This is a genomic window from Parasphingorhabdus sp., assembly GCF_039939955.1.
Taxonomy (GTDB): Bacteria; Pseudomonadota; Alphaproteobacteria; order Sphingomonadales; family Sphingomonadaceae; genus Parasphingorhabdus.
Genome location: NZ_JBDVHS010000006.1, coordinates 413,939 through 429,229 on the forward strand (window position 1 = coordinate 413,939; position 15,291 = coordinate 429,229).

At 54.7% G+C, this 15,291-nt stretch carries 15 protein-coding genes; 7 read left to right on the forward strand and 8 right to left on the reverse strand.

Going from position 1 to position 15,291, the window contains the following annotated elements; translation table 11 throughout:
• Positions 1–43 precede the first annotated feature (43 nt).
• From ABJG22_RS13110 to ABJG22_RS13140, 7 genes are all read left to right on the forward strand, one after another.
• Positions 44–313 carry a hypothetical protein gene (locus ABJG22_RS13110; protein ID WP_348020715.1) on the forward strand — a complete coding sequence of 90 codons (270 nt, stop codon included), beginning with the start codon at positions 44–46 and terminating at the stop codon, positions 311–313.
• A 173-nt stretch (positions 314–486) separates the two neighbouring features.
• Entirely contained in the window at positions 487–2,547 is a 2,061-nt protein-coding gene (locus ABJG22_RS13115) for a TonB-dependent receptor plug domain-containing protein (RefSeq protein ID WP_348020716.1), read from the forward strand.
• A gap of 69 nt (positions 2,548–2,616) precedes the next feature.
• A complete protein-coding gene (locus ABJG22_RS13120; RefSeq protein ID WP_348020717.1) occupies positions 2,617–4,425 on the forward strand; it encodes an ABC transporter ATP-binding protein/permease in 1,809 nt (602 codons plus the stop codon).
• Between the two features lie 83 nt (positions 4,426–4,508).
• Positions 4,509–6,299 carry a DNA helicase RecQ gene (gene recQ, locus ABJG22_RS13125; RefSeq protein WP_348020718.1) on the forward strand — a complete coding sequence of 597 codons (1,791 nt, stop codon included), beginning with the start codon at positions 4,509–4,511 and terminating at the stop codon, positions 6,297–6,299.
• A gap of 92 nt (positions 6,300–6,391) precedes the next feature.
• Entirely contained in the window at positions 6,392–6,820 is a 429-nt protein-coding gene (locus ABJG22_RS13130) for a TIGR01244 family sulfur transferase (protein WP_348020719.1), read from the forward strand.
• Between the two features lie 47 nt (positions 6,821–6,867).
• Entirely contained in the window at positions 6,868–7,833 is a 966-nt protein-coding gene (locus ABJG22_RS13135) for a sterol desaturase family protein (protein WP_348020720.1), read from the forward strand.
• Positions 7,767–9,353, forward strand: coding sequence for a GMC family oxidoreductase N-terminal domain-containing protein (locus ABJG22_RS13140; protein WP_348020721.1), 1,587 nt, complete (start codon positions 7,767–7,769; stop codon positions 9,351–9,353). The genes ABJG22_RS13135 and ABJG22_RS13140 overlap by 67 nt, the downstream gene beginning before the upstream one ends.
• Before the next feature lie 171 nt (positions 9,354–9,524).
• Here the strand turns inward: ABJG22_RS13140 and ABJG22_RS13145 are convergent, their stop codons facing one another.
• The 8 genes from ABJG22_RS13145 to ABJG22_RS13180 all read right to left on the reverse strand — a co-directional run bounded on the left by ABJG22_RS13145 (position 9,525) and on the right by ABJG22_RS13180 (position 15,184).
• A complete protein-coding gene (locus ABJG22_RS13145; protein ID WP_348020722.1) occupies positions 9,525–10,835 on the reverse strand; it encodes an ammonium transporter in 1,311 nt (436 codons plus the stop codon).
• 15 nt (positions 10,836–10,850) lie between these two features.
• The gene (locus tag ABJG22_RS13150) at positions 10,851–11,189 is read right to left on the reverse strand and encodes a P-II family nitrogen regulator (protein WP_348020723.1); all 339 of its coding nucleotides are present in this window, start codon (positions 11,187–11,189) and stop codon (positions 10,851–10,853) included.
• Between the two features lie 142 nt (positions 11,190–11,331).
• Positions 11,332–12,162, reverse strand: coding sequence for a patatin-like phospholipase family protein (locus ABJG22_RS13155; RefSeq protein ID WP_348020724.1), 831 nt, complete (start codon positions 12,160–12,162; stop codon positions 11,332–11,334).
• On the reverse strand, positions 12,159–12,371 hold the full coding sequence (locus ABJG22_RS13160) for a DUF2007 domain-containing protein (protein ID WP_348020725.1): 213 nt from the start codon (positions 12,369–12,371) through the stop codon (positions 12,159–12,161). The genes ABJG22_RS13155 and ABJG22_RS13160 overlap by 4 nt, the downstream gene beginning before the upstream one ends.
• Positions 12,372–12,375: 4 nt before the next feature.
• A complete protein-coding gene (locus tag ABJG22_RS13165) occupies positions 12,376–12,951 on the reverse strand; it encodes a pyridoxamine 5'-phosphate oxidase family protein (protein ID WP_348020726.1) in 576 nt (191 codons plus the stop codon).
• 13 nt (positions 12,952–12,964) lie between these two features.
• Positions 12,965–13,471: a CPBP family glutamic-type intramembrane protease gene (locus tag ABJG22_RS13170; RefSeq protein WP_348020727.1), complete on the reverse strand. Its 507-nt coding sequence runs from the start codon at positions 13,469–13,471 to the stop codon at positions 12,965–12,967.
• A 27-nt stretch (positions 13,472–13,498) separates the two neighbouring features.
• A complete protein-coding gene (tldD, locus tag ABJG22_RS13175; RefSeq protein WP_348020728.1) occupies positions 13,499–14,926 on the reverse strand; it encodes a metalloprotease TldD in 1,428 nt (475 codons plus the stop codon).
• Between the two features lie 48 nt (positions 14,927–14,974).
• Positions 14,975–15,184 (reverse strand): zinc-finger domain-containing protein, encoded by a 210-nt coding sequence (locus ABJG22_RS13180; RefSeq protein WP_348020729.1) that lies wholly within the window; start codon positions 15,182–15,184, stop codon positions 14,975–14,977.
• Positions 15,185–15,291 lie beyond the last annotated feature (107 nt).

Consider the following 15,291-nt stretch of genomic DNA (forward strand, 5'->3'; position numbering starts at 1 on the left):
CTGATGGAATGACAATGGCAGCAAACCGACCTATGTTGAAGCCATGTATATTTTTATTGTCTTTATATGCGGCATCGCCAATTTCGCGATGCACAAGGCCATGCTGGAGAGCGACCATCCGATCATGGCCGAAGCACGCGGCGGCTTTCGCAAAGTGCTGGGCCCCTATGGCAGTTATATACTAGAATTCTTCATGCTCGTCGCGACGATGATCTTTGCGAATATGAATATGCTGACTGCGGTTATTTTCTATTTCGTTTACACACTCGCCAATTGCGCGGCCGCTTGGGTGCTTCTTTTTAACAAACGTTAAGATAGAATGACTTATCATAGGCCAGAGACAATGCAGTTCATCCGACTACGCATGTAGTTTATCGAAATGTAGTATCGAGTAAAACTTGTTAGACATAGCAGCTGCTTTCCGAAGCAAATGGCCCTTGGGGGGATATCTTGATCAACAAAATACGGACTTTGACTGGCATAGCTATGAGCGCGATGGTGGCATCAAGCCTTTTCCCCGTCGCGGCACATGCGCAAACGGCAGCCAGCAACTCTTTGCAGCCGCGCACCGAAGGCGGACGGCAAATTTACGAGGCCGCGCAATTTGCGCGCTTCAATCCCCGCAACGCGCTGGACATGGTCCGACAGGTTCCCGGCTTTACCATTGATACCGGCAATGATGACCAGCGCGGGCTGGGTCAGGCAGATGAAAATGTCCTGATCAACGGCGCCCGTATCTCCGGCAAGAATGACGATGCCTTCACCGTATTGCGCCGCATTGCCGCGGACAATGTTCTGCGTGTAGAAATTGTCGATGGCGCGACGCTGAGCATCTCCGGACTATCTGGGCAGGTCCTGAACCTCGTCACCGCATCCGATCAGGGCGGTGGTATCAGCGGCATTTTCGAATGGCGGCCGCGCTGGCGCCGGTCGGGCAATAACTGGCTGGAAGGTGAAGCATCGATCACCGGCAAGCTCGCAAATGGCGATTTCACGCTGGCCGTGCAGAATGATTCACACCGCAACGGCGCCCAGGGACCTGAGCAAGTATTTGACGGATCTGGCGAGCTTCTGTTCGAGCGCGTCGAAATTGCCCGCAACCGCGCCGACCGCCCGGCGGTCAGCGTCGCCTATTCGCGGAGCAGCGAAGCCGGGTCGCTGTTCAACATCAACGCGCAATATGCGCTGAACCGCTTTCGCGAGCGGGTCACGACCCTGCGCACCACGGAGGGACAGCCCGATATTTTCGAATTGTTCACCGGGCAGGAGAATGAATGGAATGCCGAGCTAAGCGCCGATTATGAATTTGATCTGGGCGGCGGACGGCTCAAGCTGATCGGGTTGCAGCGGCTTGAGCATAGTCCGTTCGAGGATTTCTTTGGCCGGACATTGTCCGACGGCATCACCCCGATCAGCGGCAGATTGTTCCAGCGCAAGGTCGACGAAGGCGAGAGTGTCCTGCGCAGCGAATATAGCTGGAAAACCGATGGAGGCACGGACTGGGGCATCAATCTGGAAGGCGCCTATAATTTCCTCGAAAATGAAGCCACGCTGTCGGAACTGGACGCGCAGGGCATTTTCCAGCCCCTCCCCTTGACCAATGCCGACAGCAAGGTAACCGAATATCGCGGTGAGGTCATCGGGACCTTCGGCCGTCCGCTTTCCGAGAAGTTGACCTTGCAGGCCTCTGCCGGCGGTGAATATAGCCAGATCAGCCAAAGCGGGCCACTCGGGCAGAGCCGCTCTTTTGTCCGTCCGAAAGGATCAGTCACACTCGCTTGGAAACCGGAGCCCGGCCTCGATGTCAGCCTGCAGCTCGAACGCAGGGTCGGCCAGCTGGACTTTTCCGATTTTGTCCAATCGATCAATGTTGGCAACGATACCAATGATGCCGGCAATCCCGCACTGGTGCCACCACAACATTGGCGGGCGCAACTGAAAGCATCACAGAATCTCGGGCCTTGGGGATCGCTTTCCGTCAATATCTATGGTGAGAAAATCAGCGACATCGTTGATTCCATCCCGATCACCGACACGACCGAAGCGCGCGGCAACCTGGACAGCGCCAACCGCTATGGTGTCAAACTGACATCCAGTATCTTGCTTGATCCGATCGGCTGGAAAGGGGCAAAGCTGGATATTGAAGCCGAGGTCCGGCGCAGCGAGCTGACCGATCCGCTGCTTGGCAATTCACGCCGTACCAACGAGGATCGGATCTACAGCTATGAAGTCGATTTCCGGCACGATATTCCCGGCAGCCCGTGGGCATGGGGCCTTGGCGCCGAACAATATATAGGCTCGAATTTTCTGCGCCTGGACCAGATAACCCGTTTCCGGCAAAAAGCGCCCTTCGCTTGGGCCTTTGTTGAGCATAAAGATATACTCGGCCTGACAGTACAGGCGCAGGTGAACAATATTCTCGACCGGAAACAACGGTTCACCCGCACCGCTTTTGTCGACCGGCGCAATGGCCTGGTCGCCTTTGTCGAGGATCGCAGCCGCACTTTCGGGCTGGTTTACCGGCTGACCGTCAGCGGCAGCTTTTAATCAAGCACCAAGCCGTTGCATAATTTAGCCGGATAGACTTTCTGCACTGGCGGTCCTACATCCGGGGGCATGCCACCCGACCAAAGCACTGAGGGTCAGATCGACCCACCGATGATCCCTACGCTCAAGCGGTTCTTGCCCTATTTATGGCCAAAGAACGAACCGACTCTGCGATTGCGGATTGTGATCGCCGGTCTGCTCGTACTCTGTGCGAAGGCGGCAATTCTCACCATGCCGTTCCTCTACAAGGCGGTTGTCGATGGCATGTCCAACGATGAACTGAACATGGAATTGACGGTTCTGCTTGCCCTTGTTGCCGCTTATGGTCTGGCGCGCTTCGGTCAGGTGATGTTCGATAATCTGCGGAATATTGTGTTTGAAAAAGTTGGGCAGCAGGCAGCCCGGCGCCTGGCGACCAATGTCTTTACCCATCTCCATAATTTATCGCTGCGTTTTCACTTGGGGCGGCGCACCGGAGAAGTCACCAAGATCATCGAACGCGGCACCAAGAGCATCGATATCATGCTCTATTTCCTGCTGTTCAACATCGCGCCGACGGTCGTCGAGTTGACCGCAGTTTTGGTTATTTTCCAGATTAAATTCGGCTTTGGATTGGTCGCGGCAACGATGGCGATGGTCGCGATCTACATTACCTTCACCCGCAAGGTAACAGACTGGCGCAATGCGCTGCGGGCTAAGATGAATGATATGGACACGCGCGTGATTGGCCGGTCCGTAGATGCTCTACTAAATTACGAAACCGTCAAATATTTCACCGCAGAACGCCGTGAAAGCGAGCGCTATGACAAAGCGATGCAAGACTGGGCCAATGCAGCAGTCAAATCGGAAAACTCTCTCGGTCTGCTGAATATCGGCCAGTCTATCATCACCAATCTGGCCATGATCGGCGCCATGGGATTCAGTGTTTATGGCTGGAAGCAAGGTGATCTGACCGTAGGTGATCTGGTACTGGTCAACGCGCTGCTGATGCAATTATTCCGTCCGCTAGATCTACTCGGCATGGTCTATCGAACCATCCGTCAAGGTCTGGTCGACATGGACGCGATGTTCAAATTGATCGATACCGAACAGGAAATCATCGACAAACCGGGCGCACAGCCGCTGCACGTATCGGATGGCACCGTCCGCTTTGAGAATGTGCTTTTCAACTATGAAGAAGATCGGCAAATTTTGCATGGCCTGGATTTCAAGGTGCCACCTGATGGGACCCTGGCCATTGTCGGGCCTTCGGGCGCCGGCAAGTCGACCATCGCACGATTATTGTTCCGTTTCTATGATCCGCAAGGCGGACGGATATGGATAGACGGTCAGGACATATCCGAAGTCACCCAACATAGTCTGCGCGGTGCCATCGGCATTGTCCCGCAGGACAGTGTGCTGTTCAACGACAGTATCGGTTATAATATCGGCTATGGCCGTGAAGGCGCGAGCCAGACAGACATTGAGGAAGCCGCACGCGGGGCCGCCTTGGATGGTTTCATCGCGAAGCTGCCCGACGGTTATGATACGCAGGTCGGCGAACGCGGGCTGAAACTATCCGGCGGTGAAAAGCAACGGGTTGCGATCGCACGAACCTTGCTGAAAAACCCGCCGGTCCTGATCCTGGACGAAGCCACTTCGGCGCTCGACAGCCGCACTGAAGACGAAATTCAGGCAACGCTCGCGAAAATATCAGAACGGCGCACGACATTAATCATCGCCCATCGGCTTTCGACCATCACCCACGCCGACGAGATTATCGTGCTCAACGAAGGTAGTGTTGCCGAACGTGGTAGCCACCAGCAACTGCTCGCCAAACGCGGGCTCTATGCGGAAATGTGGACGCGGCAGGCAGAAGACCAGCGCGAGATGGTTTAACAACCACCAGACAGAAACTACAATTTCGGTCATTGTTGCTTTTGCGGTTTCGCAGAGTGTCGTCTCTGGCTAGGGAAAGAAGAATGACCGAAGCGCTCCTTCCTCTGCTCAAATCAACGTTCGGATTCAGCAGCTTTCGTGGCATGCAGAATCAGGTAGTGGCGCGAGTTATGGAGAAGCGGAATACGCTTGCTGTCATGCCGACCGGTTCGGGAAAATCACTCTGCTATCAACTGCCCGCCATCGCAAATTCCGGCACCACTATAGTCATATCTCCACTAATCGCTTTGATGCACGATCAATTGCGTAGCGCCGAAGCCGTTGGCGTCCGGGCGGCTACCCTCACCTCTGCTGACGATAACCGCGCCGAGACCATTGCGCGCTTGAAAGCTGGCGAACTCGATTTGCTTTACGCCGCCCCTGAACGGGCGTCGCAGCCGCATTTCCGGGAACTGCTCGAACAAGTCGATATTTCACTCTTTGCCATAGATGAGGCCCATTGCGTATCCGAATGGGGTCATGATTTCCGACCCGATTACCGGCTGCTGCGTCCGTTGCTCGATCATTTCGGCACGGTACCGCGCCTCGCGCTCACCGCCACTGCCGACGCGCATACGCGCGACGACATATTGGTGCAGTTGGGTATCGAACAGGATGGCCTCATCCTCGCCGGCTTTGACCGCCCCAATATCCGCTATAGCATCAGCCCACGCGTCGGTTTAGCGCGACAAATCGGAGACATTGTTGAGCGCACGCCCGGGCCGGGCATCGTCTATGCACAAACCCGTGCCGCAACCGAAAAAATGGCAGACCGGATTGCCAGCACAGGGCGAAGCGCCCGCGCCTATCACGCCGGCCTGCCGCCCGAAGTGCGTCAGAAGAACCAAGCTGATTTTGTCGCATCTGAAGATATGGTGATGGTCGCGACCATCGCGTTCGGTATGGGAATCGACAAACCTGATGTCCGCTTTGTCGCCCATGCAGGCCTGCCCAAGTCGATCGAAGCTTATTATCAGGAAACTGGTCGAGCCGGCCGCGATGGCGATCCGGCCGAGGCGCATATGTTCTGGGGAGCCGAAGATTTCGCGAAAGCGCGGCAACGGTTAGGCGAAATCGATCAGAACCGGCTAGATAGCGAACGCACCAGGCTTGCTGCATTGGGCGGTCTGGTCGAAGCAGCCGGATGCCGCCGGTCGGTACTATTACGGCATTTTGGTGAAAATCCGCCAGAGCAATGCGGAAATTGCGATAATTGTTTAAATGCACCGGTCACCCGCAATGTCACCGAACTGGCGCGCAAATTTCTGTCCGCCGTCTATCGCACCGGACAGAGTTTCGGGGTCACACATCTCGAAGCCGTGCTCACCGGTAGACAGGAAGAGAAAATCCTCTCTCGCGGACATGACCAGCTTTCGGTATTCGATATTGTCGGTGAAGAAGAAGCCCCGCTAATAAAGTCGGTATCCCGCTCGCTATTGCTACGCGATGCCCTGCGCAATACGGAACATGGCGGCCTGATGTTCGGACCCGAGGCGCGCAAAATCCTGAAAGGCGAGCAGGAAATTGCGATAATCGAACCACCTAAGCGCGCGTCACGCAAACGGCGTGGTAGCAGCAGCTCTCCCAATCCTTTCGGTAACCCCCTGTTTGAAGCATTGCGTGCGAAACGAATGGAACTGGCCAAAGAGCTTGGCGTTCCCCCTTATGTGATATTTCATGACAGCGTGCTGCGTGATATGACCGGTTTGAAACCGGGTAGCCTGACGGCACTTAGCGAGCTTCCGGGCGTCGGTGCAGCAAAGCTGGAGAAACATGGAGAAGCCTTTTTGGCAGTCATCCGCGATGTCACCGAAGCGGAACATGTAAATCTATAAACAACCTACCCCTATTATTGCCGATTGCTTTCATCCCATGCAGCGCGGTAAACACAGCCAAAATGTCCTTTCCGCTATAGGAGACCCAGAGCATGTTCCGGAAAATCACAGACAAAATTAGTGTCGCTCCGCAAATAACATTAGAAGATGTCGCATCGGCTAAAGCCGACGGTGTTACCCTGATCATCAACAACCGCCCAGACGGAGAAGATCCATCCGCGCCACAAAGTGCGGACATCGAAGCCGCTGCCGGTGCTGCAGGAATCGACTTTGTCGCGATTCCGATCACCCATAGCGGTTTTTCTGCGCCGCAGGTTGATGCCATGATTGCCGCACTGGACGGCACAGAAGGCAAGACATTGGCCTATTGCCGTTCCGGCACCCGCTCCACATTGCTCTGGTCGCTAGCGCAAGCGAAACAGGGCGTTGCACCAGATGAAATTGCCCGGCTCGCTGGCAATGCAGGCTATGACATCACACCGGTTCGCGCGATTGTCGATGCACTCGCTTCCGACAATTAATCACGACGACTAGACATCAACTAACATTCTTGTAAGTAGATAGCGTCATGGAAAACCTACCATCTCCAACCCAATGGGCGATCCCATTTTTCATCATCACTGTTGCTCTGGAATGGTGGTGGAGCCGAAAAAATACCAAGATTCGCTATGAGACCAAGGATGCATTCACATCTATGGCTCTGGGAACCGGCAACGTCGTATCAGGCTTTCTAACCGGCGGCTTTGTCCTTGCGCTCAGCCTATGGGCATATGAGCATCGGTTCTTTGACATAGAATTAAGCTGGCAAAATCTCTTATGGGTCGTGCCGGTGGCTTTTGTGCTGGATGACTTTGCCTATTACTGGTTCCATCGCACCGCCCATCGGGTCCGCTGGTTCTGGGCATCGCATGTTATCCATCACAGCAGCGAACATTATAACCTCACTACGGCTCTGCGTCAGACATGGACCGGCTTTTTTGCCCTCAGCTTCATCTTCTCCCTGCCGTTGTTTTTCTTGGGCTTTCCGCCGGCGCTCGTGTTCTTCCTCTCGGGACTGAATCTGGTCTATCAATATTGGATCCACACCGAAGCGATTGACCGGATGCCGCGCTGGTTCGAAGCGGTGATGAATACACCGTCACACCACCGCGTGCATCATGCCACCAACCCGCGCTATCTCGACAGCAATTATGCCGGTGTCTTCATCATCTGGGATAAGATGTTCGGAACCTATGAACCGGAAACAGATGCTGAAAATATTCAATATGGAATCATCAAAAACCTCAATAGTTTTAACCTATTATGGGCTGCATTTCATGAATGGATTGGCATTGCCAAAGATCTCTGGAGCGCCCCGTGGCGGCACAAGATCAACTATTTGATAAAACCGCCCGGATGGAGCCATGACGGCTCCAGAGAAAGCAGCGAAACCATAAAGGCGCGCTGGGCAGAGCAGGAGAAAGAAGCATGGCAGAATATGACATCATCGTCATCGGCGGCGGCTCCGCCGGCAGCGCAGCCGCGGGACGGCTAAGCGAGGATGGAAAACATTCTGTCTGTCTGATTGAGGCGGGTGGACGAAATGACAATTTCCTCGTCAAAACACCCGGAATGATGCCATTTCTGTTGAAGAACGCCAATTGGAAATTTGATACCGTTCCCCAAAAAGGCCTGAACGGGCGCACCGGTTATCAACCACGCGGGCGCGGCTTGGGCGGTTCCAGCGCAATCAACGCAATGGTCTATATTCGCGGCAACAAATGGGATTATGACAATTGGGCGGCGATGGGCTGCGACGGATGGTCTTACGACGATGTCCTGCCCTATTTTAAAAAGTCGGAAGGCAATGAGCGCGGCGGCGATGATTATCATGGCGGCGACGGCCCGCTGTCCGTGTCCGACCAGAAATGGCCCAATCCAGGGAGCGTCGCTTTTATCGAAGCAGCACGCAACTTGCAGCTGCCCATTCTCGATGATTTCAATGGCGAGAAGCAGGAAGGCATCGGTCTATATCAAGTCACCCAGAAAGGCGGTGAACGCTGGTCGGCCGCGCGCGCCTATGTCGAACCGGCCCGCTCTCGCGCCAATCTGACGATCAAGACCAAGTCTTTGGTCGAGAAGCTGATCGTCAAAGATGGCCGCGTGACCGGCGTACAGATCAAGCGCGGTTCGGGCGGCGAAACTATTGTCGCCAAAGAAGCTGTTGTTCTGTCTGCCGGCGCTTTCGGATCACCTCATATCTTGCAACTTTCGGGCATTGGTCCGGCTGCGCATCTTAAGGACAAGGGTGTAGATGTCGTTCTCGACAAGCCCGAGGTCGGCGCCAATCTAAAAGACCATATCGATTTTGTTTCAGGTTATCAGACCGAATCCAAAGAGCTGATCGGCGACTCTCTGCAAGGCACAATGCGCATGGGCAAGGCGATACTGGAGCACCGGATCAAGCGCACCGGGATTATGACAACCCCATATGCCGAAGCCGGTGGTTTCTGGAGCAGCGGACCCGACGTCCCTGCCCCCGATATCCAATATCATTTCGTGCCGGCAGTGCTCGAAGATCATGGGCGTGAGAAAGTAAAAGGGCACGGCTTTAGCTGTCATGCTTGCGTGCTGCGACCGCATAGCAAGGGATCGGTCAGACTCGACGACAGCGATCCGACAGCGCCGCCTGCAATTGATCCGAACTTCCTCGATGATGACCGCGATATCGCGACCCTGCGCAAGGGTGTCCGGCATATGAAACGCATATTGGAAACGCCGCCGTTGACCGAATTCACACCAACGGACCGGCATCCGATCAACATGGAAGATGATGCGCAGCTAGACGCACTGATCCGCGACCGTGCCGATACCGTCTATCATCCTGTCGGCACCTGCCGCATGGGTCCAGATGATGCAGCCGTGGTCAATGCCCGCTTGAAATTCCAGGGGTTGGATGGCCTCTATATTGCGGATGCCTCAATCATGCCGGAGATTATCAGCGGCAATACCAATGCGACAAGCATCATGATTGGTGAACGCGCCGCAGAATTTATCAAAGCAGATCTGGGTTGATCTTATAGACGCTGGCCTGAGTTTCCAAACTTGGGCCGGCGCCTGTCCGCACAACACACAAAAAAGGGCCGGGATGTTTTCACATCACCGGCCAGATAGTAAGTTGTTCACAGGAGGAACAAGGTGAGGCGCCGACCGGAACATGGGAGGAGTAGGCCGGCGCCAAACTGTTTAACCTTTGGCAAACTCCGGATAGGCTTCGACACCCACCTCGGCTATGTCCATACCAAGCATTTCCTGCTCTTCGCTTGGACGGATACCAACGGTATATTTGATTGCAAACCAGACGATCGAACTCGTGACCATCACGAACACGCCGGTTGCGGCAACACCGGTCAGCTGCGCCATGAACGGCACTTCGGTGTTGGAGAAAGGAACGACCAACGTGCCCCAGATACCGGCGAGAAGGTGAACAGGGATGGCGCCAACGACGTCATCAATCTTCAACTTATCAAGCATGGGAACTGCGAAGACCACGATTGCACCACCGATACCACCGATCAGGATAGCCTGCGGCACAGACGGAGCCAGAGGCTCTGCTGTGATCGAAACCAGACCAGCCAGTGCACCGTTAAGCGCCATGGTAACGTCAATTTTCTTGTACAAGACCTGAGTCAGGATGATCGCAACGACAACACCGCCGGCCGCAGCCATATTGGTGTTCACAAAGATCTTCGAGACATCGCTGACATCGCTGATCGTGCCCATCGCAAGCTGCGAAGCGCCGTTGAAACCGAACCAACCGAGCCACAGGATGAACGTACCCAATGTTGCCAACGGAATGCTCGAACCCGGCATGACCGTAATCTTGCCATCAACATAGCGCCCGAGACGGGGACCGATGATCAAAGCACCAGCAAGAGCCGCCCAGCCACCTGTGGAGTGGACCAGCGTTGAACCGGCGAAATCACTGAAGCCCATTGCATCGAGCCAGCCAGCGCCCCATTCCCAGCTCACAATGACGGGATAAATAAAGCCGGTCAGGACGAACACGAAAATGAAGAACGGAATGACTTTTACCCGTTCTGCGACAGTGCCGGAAACGATCGACGCCGTGGTTGCACAGAAGACCATTTGGAAGAACCAGTCAGAAGCCACCGAATATCCGGTGCCCACATCGGCTTCGCCCACGCCTTGCATGGCATATGGGAAATCTGCGATTCCAATAAATCCACCTTCAAACCCGGGATATGCAATCGAATAGCCAATGGCCCAGAACATGATACCGGCGATCGAATATAGGCCGATATTTTTCAGACACTGCATGGATACGTTTTTCGACCGGACCAGACCGGCTTCCAACATCGCAAATCCTGCCGCCATCCACATGACCAGAAAACCACCGATCAAGAACAACAGAGTGTTGAGTATATAGGCTGTATTGGCGCTTGGATCGGCCACTTCAGCCACCTCCTGCGCAAGTGCAGGAGCAGCGGCAGCCATGACCGCTAATCCTGCAGAAATCGTCAAAAATTTTCTCATTATCTGTTTCCCCGATTAAATTGCTGTATCGCCGGTTTCGCCGGTGCGGATGCGAACGGCGTCTTCCAGAGCGAGCGTGAATATCTTGCCGTCGCCGATGGATTCCGTGCCGGCCGCAACCTGAATGGCTTCGACCGCTTGCGCGGCTACCCCGCTGCTACACGCAACTTCGACCTTCAGCTTCGGAACCATATTGGTGGTATATTCCGCGCCCCGGTAGACTTCCGTCTGGCCCTTTTGCCGCCCGAAGCCTTTGACTTCGGTTACAGTCATGCCGGTTACGCCGACACCAGTCAGCGCTTCACGAACATCGTCAAGCTTGAACGGTTTGATTATGGCTATGATAAATTTCATTACGCCCCCTATTGTTGTTACCGGGGACTTCTTCGCAAAGCGCATGCCAGAATCGTAACGCTATGGATTCAAAGCTTTTTTGGAAATTTCATATTTTCATTGAAGAGCAATTTTTGTGCACTGCAGCAGCTGTGCACAAAAATTAGGCAGTACCGTCAGCCAGTTTCGCCAATATTTCCGGAATGACCTTTTCGGTCTCGCGGCGGCCAATTTCGATTAGCTCATCGGCGCGGGTGAAGTTCTGGATATCGATATGGCCGACCGGCGGTGACATGGCAAAATCAGGTGGATCCAGCGCCAAAGAATAGCGGCTCAGGTTGCGCAGCGACAGGCCCACGGATGCCTTGACGATCGCAATGCTGTTCGGCTCCTTGCTATTCTCTTCGGCAATACCCGCGGCAATCGCACGGTTGAGAAAATCATCCTGCAGATTGACCGACAGGCATAGCGCCTTCGGTGCAAGGTCCCGCACCGGTGAAACCGGTACGGGCAAAGCAGCCCCTCCATCGACCAGCAGCCGGCCTTCATGCTGCACGGGTTTGAATATACCAGGCAGAGACATGGACGCCCGGATCGCTGGCACCAGCTTGCCCGATTTCATTACAATTGTATCACCTGTGCGCAAATCCGCAGCAACCGCCGCAACAGGAAATGGGAGCTCTTCAAAGCTGAGGTGGCCGAGTTCCGCTTCCAGCTCTTTCTCGATATTGCGCGCGCCCATAACGGCCCCCCGCTTGAAATGCGGGTCCATGAACCGCAAAATATTACGGAAATTCGCATTGCGGGCCATGTCTTCGAGATAGTCCAATTTGCCAACTGCATAGCTGGCTCCGACAATCGCCCCCATGGAAGTACCTGCAATTGCTGCCACTTCCAGTGGCGATGCATCAAGCGCCCGAAGCACCCCGATGTGAGTCCAGCCGAGACCAGCTCCGCCACCAAGCGCGAGAGAAATTTTGCCAGCGCCGCTCATAAAGAAACATCCTCTGCCAATATGGCCTTTGCTTCGGCCAAATCTTCAGCCAGCACCATCACTCGCGCGGGCAATGCGATCCCTGCACCCTCAGCGATATTGACGTTGCTATCGAAGCAGACAGCACCGATTCCGGCCGATTCAAGGCGACCGCGGACAATCTCGGCTTCGACGCCATGCATATGTCGAGACAATTCGACTAGGCTCATCGCGCTATAGTTCTTTCGGATCAAAGAAATGTTCGGTTGCACGCGAGGGCAGTCCATCAATGCTTGTGGTTGTCGCTTTAACCTTCTCGAACCATTCCTCCTCGCCAGACTGCTCGTGATATTTAAGCAGTGTTTCCCGCTCCTTTTCTAGCTTCATGTGAGGTATTCCATAACCGCAGCTTCCCTGCACAACATCCACGGATATATCGAATATTTGCCGAGTTCCTGGCAGAATATCGAAATGTTGGACTAATTCATCCCAGCCGTCGTCCTGAGGCAGCACTGGCGTACCCGTTCCGTATAGCCGCATGATAAGCGCTGGATTGCCGAAGTTGTTGAACATGATCGTGACCCGGCCTTTATCGACCTGGTCCGCAATCATATGGGCATGCGTTTCATTGCCTGAACCGCGTAAATCCAGATAGGCAACACGGTTGGGACCGAGCACCCGAAACACATCATAGCCTTTCGGTGAGAGATTGATCCGGCCGTCCGCTGCTGCCGTTGCGACAAAGAACATCGGCTGCTTCGCAATGAAGGCAATATGATCATCATTTAGAGCCTCGAAAAATTCAGCCATGCCTCAACCCTTCTCAATAAAATGGTCCGCCAAAAAATAATGTCCAGACCAGCACCAACAGCCAGTGGATTGCAATCACCGGCCACAGCGATTGTGAAACGATCCGGATATGAGTCAATATAATGGCCAAGAGGAACGTAGCAAATAGAAACGAAGGCTGCAGGAATATGGCCGACCATGGCGGCCCGAAGGTCAAGGCCTGAAACGGATGCCAGAGCATGAACAATATGGCCGAAAGCCAATTGCCCCAACGTTGAGAGAAGGTCGCGAACCAGGACAGCAGCACGCCGCGAAAGATCAACTCTTCTACCAAGGCGGGAACGAAGAACAGGATCAGTGCTGCGATCAGCGCCAACTGAAGATCAACGACCGGATCAAAGCGAAGCCAGCCGTCCAAATATCCCGCAAACGCGATAATAGCTGCTGCCGGGAGCGCGACAACCAATGCAGCCTTCCAGCGCCCCGCATCGGGCCAGATTTGTAGCGCTCGCCAAGTCTGTTTTATCGCAGCAATCAACATTGGCCTAACGCTTCACTATATCTTCCTTCAGGCCGTACCGCCAACCGTCAGTCCTTCGACCAGCAGTGTTGGCTGGCCGACGCCAGCGGGCACCGACTGCCCGCCCTTGCCGCAAACGCCTACGCCTTCATCAAGCGCCATGTCATTGCCAATACCGCTCACCTTGGTCAGCGCGGTCGGGCCATCGCCAATCAATGTTGCACCCTTGATCGGCGCGCCAAGCTTACCATTTTCGATTTTGTAAGCTTCGGTGCAAGAGAAGACGAACTTACCCGAAACGATATCAACCTGCCCGCCACCAAAGCTTTTGGCGTAAATGCCATTTTTCACCCGGCTCATCAGCTCGTCCGGATCATCCTTGCCACCCCGCATGAACGTATTGGTCATCCGAGGCATGGGGGCATGGGCATAGCTTTCACGGCGTCCGTTGCCAGTCGCAGGGACGCCCATCAACCGCGCGTTCAGGCGGTCCTGCATATAGCATTTCAATATGCCGTCCTCGATCAGGACATTTTCCTGAGTCGGCGTGCCTTCGTCATCTATGCTCAAAGACCCACGTCGCTCCTTGATCGAGCCATCGTCAACCACGGTGACACCCGGTGCCGCCACGCGTTGACCGATCTTGCCGGAAAAGGCGCTCGTGCCCTTGCGGTTGAAATCGCCTTCGAGACCATGGCCGATAGCTTCATGGAGAATGATGCCGGGCCAGCCGGGGCCGAGCAACACAGTCTGTTCGCCCGCTGGCGCATCCACGCTTTCAAGATTGACCAGAGCCTGCGCCAAGGCTTCATCGATAGCGCGGTCCCAACGCGCCTCTTCGAACAGCTGATCGTACAGATACCGACCGCCCATGCCGAAACTACCGCTTTCACGGCGGCCATTTTGCTCAGCCACAATCGAAACATTGAGTCGTACCAAGGGCCGAACATCGGTCGCTACAAAACCATCGGGACGGACAATCTCAACGACACTCCAGCTACCCGACAAACCAACGGAAACCTGAGCCACACGAGGATCCCTTGCACGGGCCGCAGCGTCAATTTGCTGACAGAGCGCTACTTTTTTCGCGAATGGAATCGCTTCCAGTGGATTAACCTCGCCATAAAGGTGGCGGTTGCTGCCGCGCGGTGGCGCTGCTTTCTCACCCTTGGCGGGATCAAGCAATTGCAGGGTCTGGGCCGCGCGCTTGATTGCTGCCTCGCTGATTTCGTTGCTGTGCGAGAAACCGGTCATCTCACCCGACACACCACGCAGACCAAAGCCGCTATCAGTGCTATAATCAGCCGTTTTCAGGCGACCATCGTCAAAGCCGAAACTCTCCACCGCGCTATATTGCAAATAGAGTTCGCCATCATCACAAGCAGAAAGGCTATTGGAAACAAGCGCCTTGGCGCGCTCCGGGTCTAGGCCATCAGGACGATATAGGAACGAGCGGGGATCAAGATTTTCTATCATCCCTTACATATAGAAATATATCGGAGGCCTTGCACCCCCTATGTCGGATTATTCTTCGGACTGCGCCGCCGCACCGTCTGCAGGACCACCGACCAAAACGAATCGCCGGTCACAATAGCCGCATTCGACATAGCCTTTTTCGTCGATTTCCAGCCAAACACGGGGATGGCCCAATGCCGCGCCGCCCGGAATATCGGTCGATCCATCACAGGACACGCGCTTTTTAGACGTTTTAACTATTTCGGGTGTTTCGATCATTCCGCCGAATTAGCAACAGATTTGCCGGGGCGCAATATTTCCCTCACTAACAATATGCGATAAATGCGGACCACCCAGAAAGCACAAATATCTCGCCAGAGCACCCG

What these genes read in the sequence shown, in the direction of transcription:
- ABJG22_RS13170 (WP_348020727.1), bottom strand. Translation starts at nt 13,471, where the DNA reads ATGTTGATTGCTGCGATAAAACAGACTTGGCGAGCGCTACAAATCTGG.
- ABJG22_RS13145 (WP_348020722.1), bottom strand. Translation starts at nt 10,835, where the DNA reads ATGAGAAAATTTTTGACGATTTCTGCAGGATTAGCGGTCATGGCTGCC.
- ABJG22_RS13165 (WP_348020726.1), bottom strand. Translation starts at nt 12,951, where the DNA reads ATGGCTGAATTTTTCGAGGCTCTAAATGATGATCATATTGCCTTCATT.
- recQ (WP_348020718.1), top strand. Translation starts at nt 4,509, where the DNA reads ATGACCGAAGCGCTCCTTCCTCTGCTCAAATCAACGTTCGGATTCAGC.
- ABJG22_RS13135 (WP_348020720.1), top strand. Translation starts at nt 6,868, where the DNA reads ATGGAAAACCTACCATCTCCAACCCAATGGGCGATCCCATTTTTCATC.
- ABJG22_RS13180 (WP_348020729.1), bottom strand. Translation starts at nt 15,184, where the DNA reads ATGATCGAAACACCCGAAATAGTTAAAACGTCTAAAAAGCGCGTGTCC.
- ABJG22_RS13130 (WP_348020719.1), top strand. Translation starts at nt 6,392, where the DNA reads ATGTTCCGGAAAATCACAGACAAAATTAGTGTCGCTCCGCAAATAACA.
- ABJG22_RS13120 (WP_348020717.1), top strand. Translation starts at nt 2,617, where the DNA reads ATGCCACCCGACCAAAGCACTGAGGGTCAGATCGACCCACCGATGATC.
- ABJG22_RS13140 (WP_348020721.1), top strand. Translation starts at nt 7,767, where the DNA reads ATGGCAGAATATGACATCATCGTCATCGGCGGCGGCTCCGCCGGCAGC.
- tldD (WP_348020728.1), bottom strand. Translation starts at nt 14,926, where the DNA reads ATGATAGAAAATCTTGATCCCCGCTCGTTCCTATATCGTCCTGATGGC.
- ABJG22_RS13160 (WP_348020725.1), bottom strand. Translation starts at nt 12,371, where the DNA reads ATGAGCCTAGTCGAATTGTCTCGACATATGCATGGCGTCGAAGCCGAG.
- ABJG22_RS13115 (WP_348020716.1), top strand. Translation starts at nt 487, where the DNA reads ATGAGCGCGATGGTGGCATCAAGCCTTTTCCCCGTCGCGGCACATGCG.
- ABJG22_RS13110 (WP_348020715.1), top strand. Translation starts at nt 44, where the DNA reads ATGTATATTTTTATTGTCTTTATATGCGGCATCGCCAATTTCGCGATG.
- ABJG22_RS13155 (WP_348020724.1), bottom strand. Translation starts at nt 12,162, where the DNA reads ATGAGCGGCGCTGGCAAAATTTCTCTCGCGCTTGGTGGCGGAGCTGGT.
- ABJG22_RS13150 (WP_348020723.1), bottom strand. Translation starts at nt 11,189, where the DNA reads ATGAAATTTATCATAGCCATAATCAAACCGTTCAAGCTTGACGATGTT.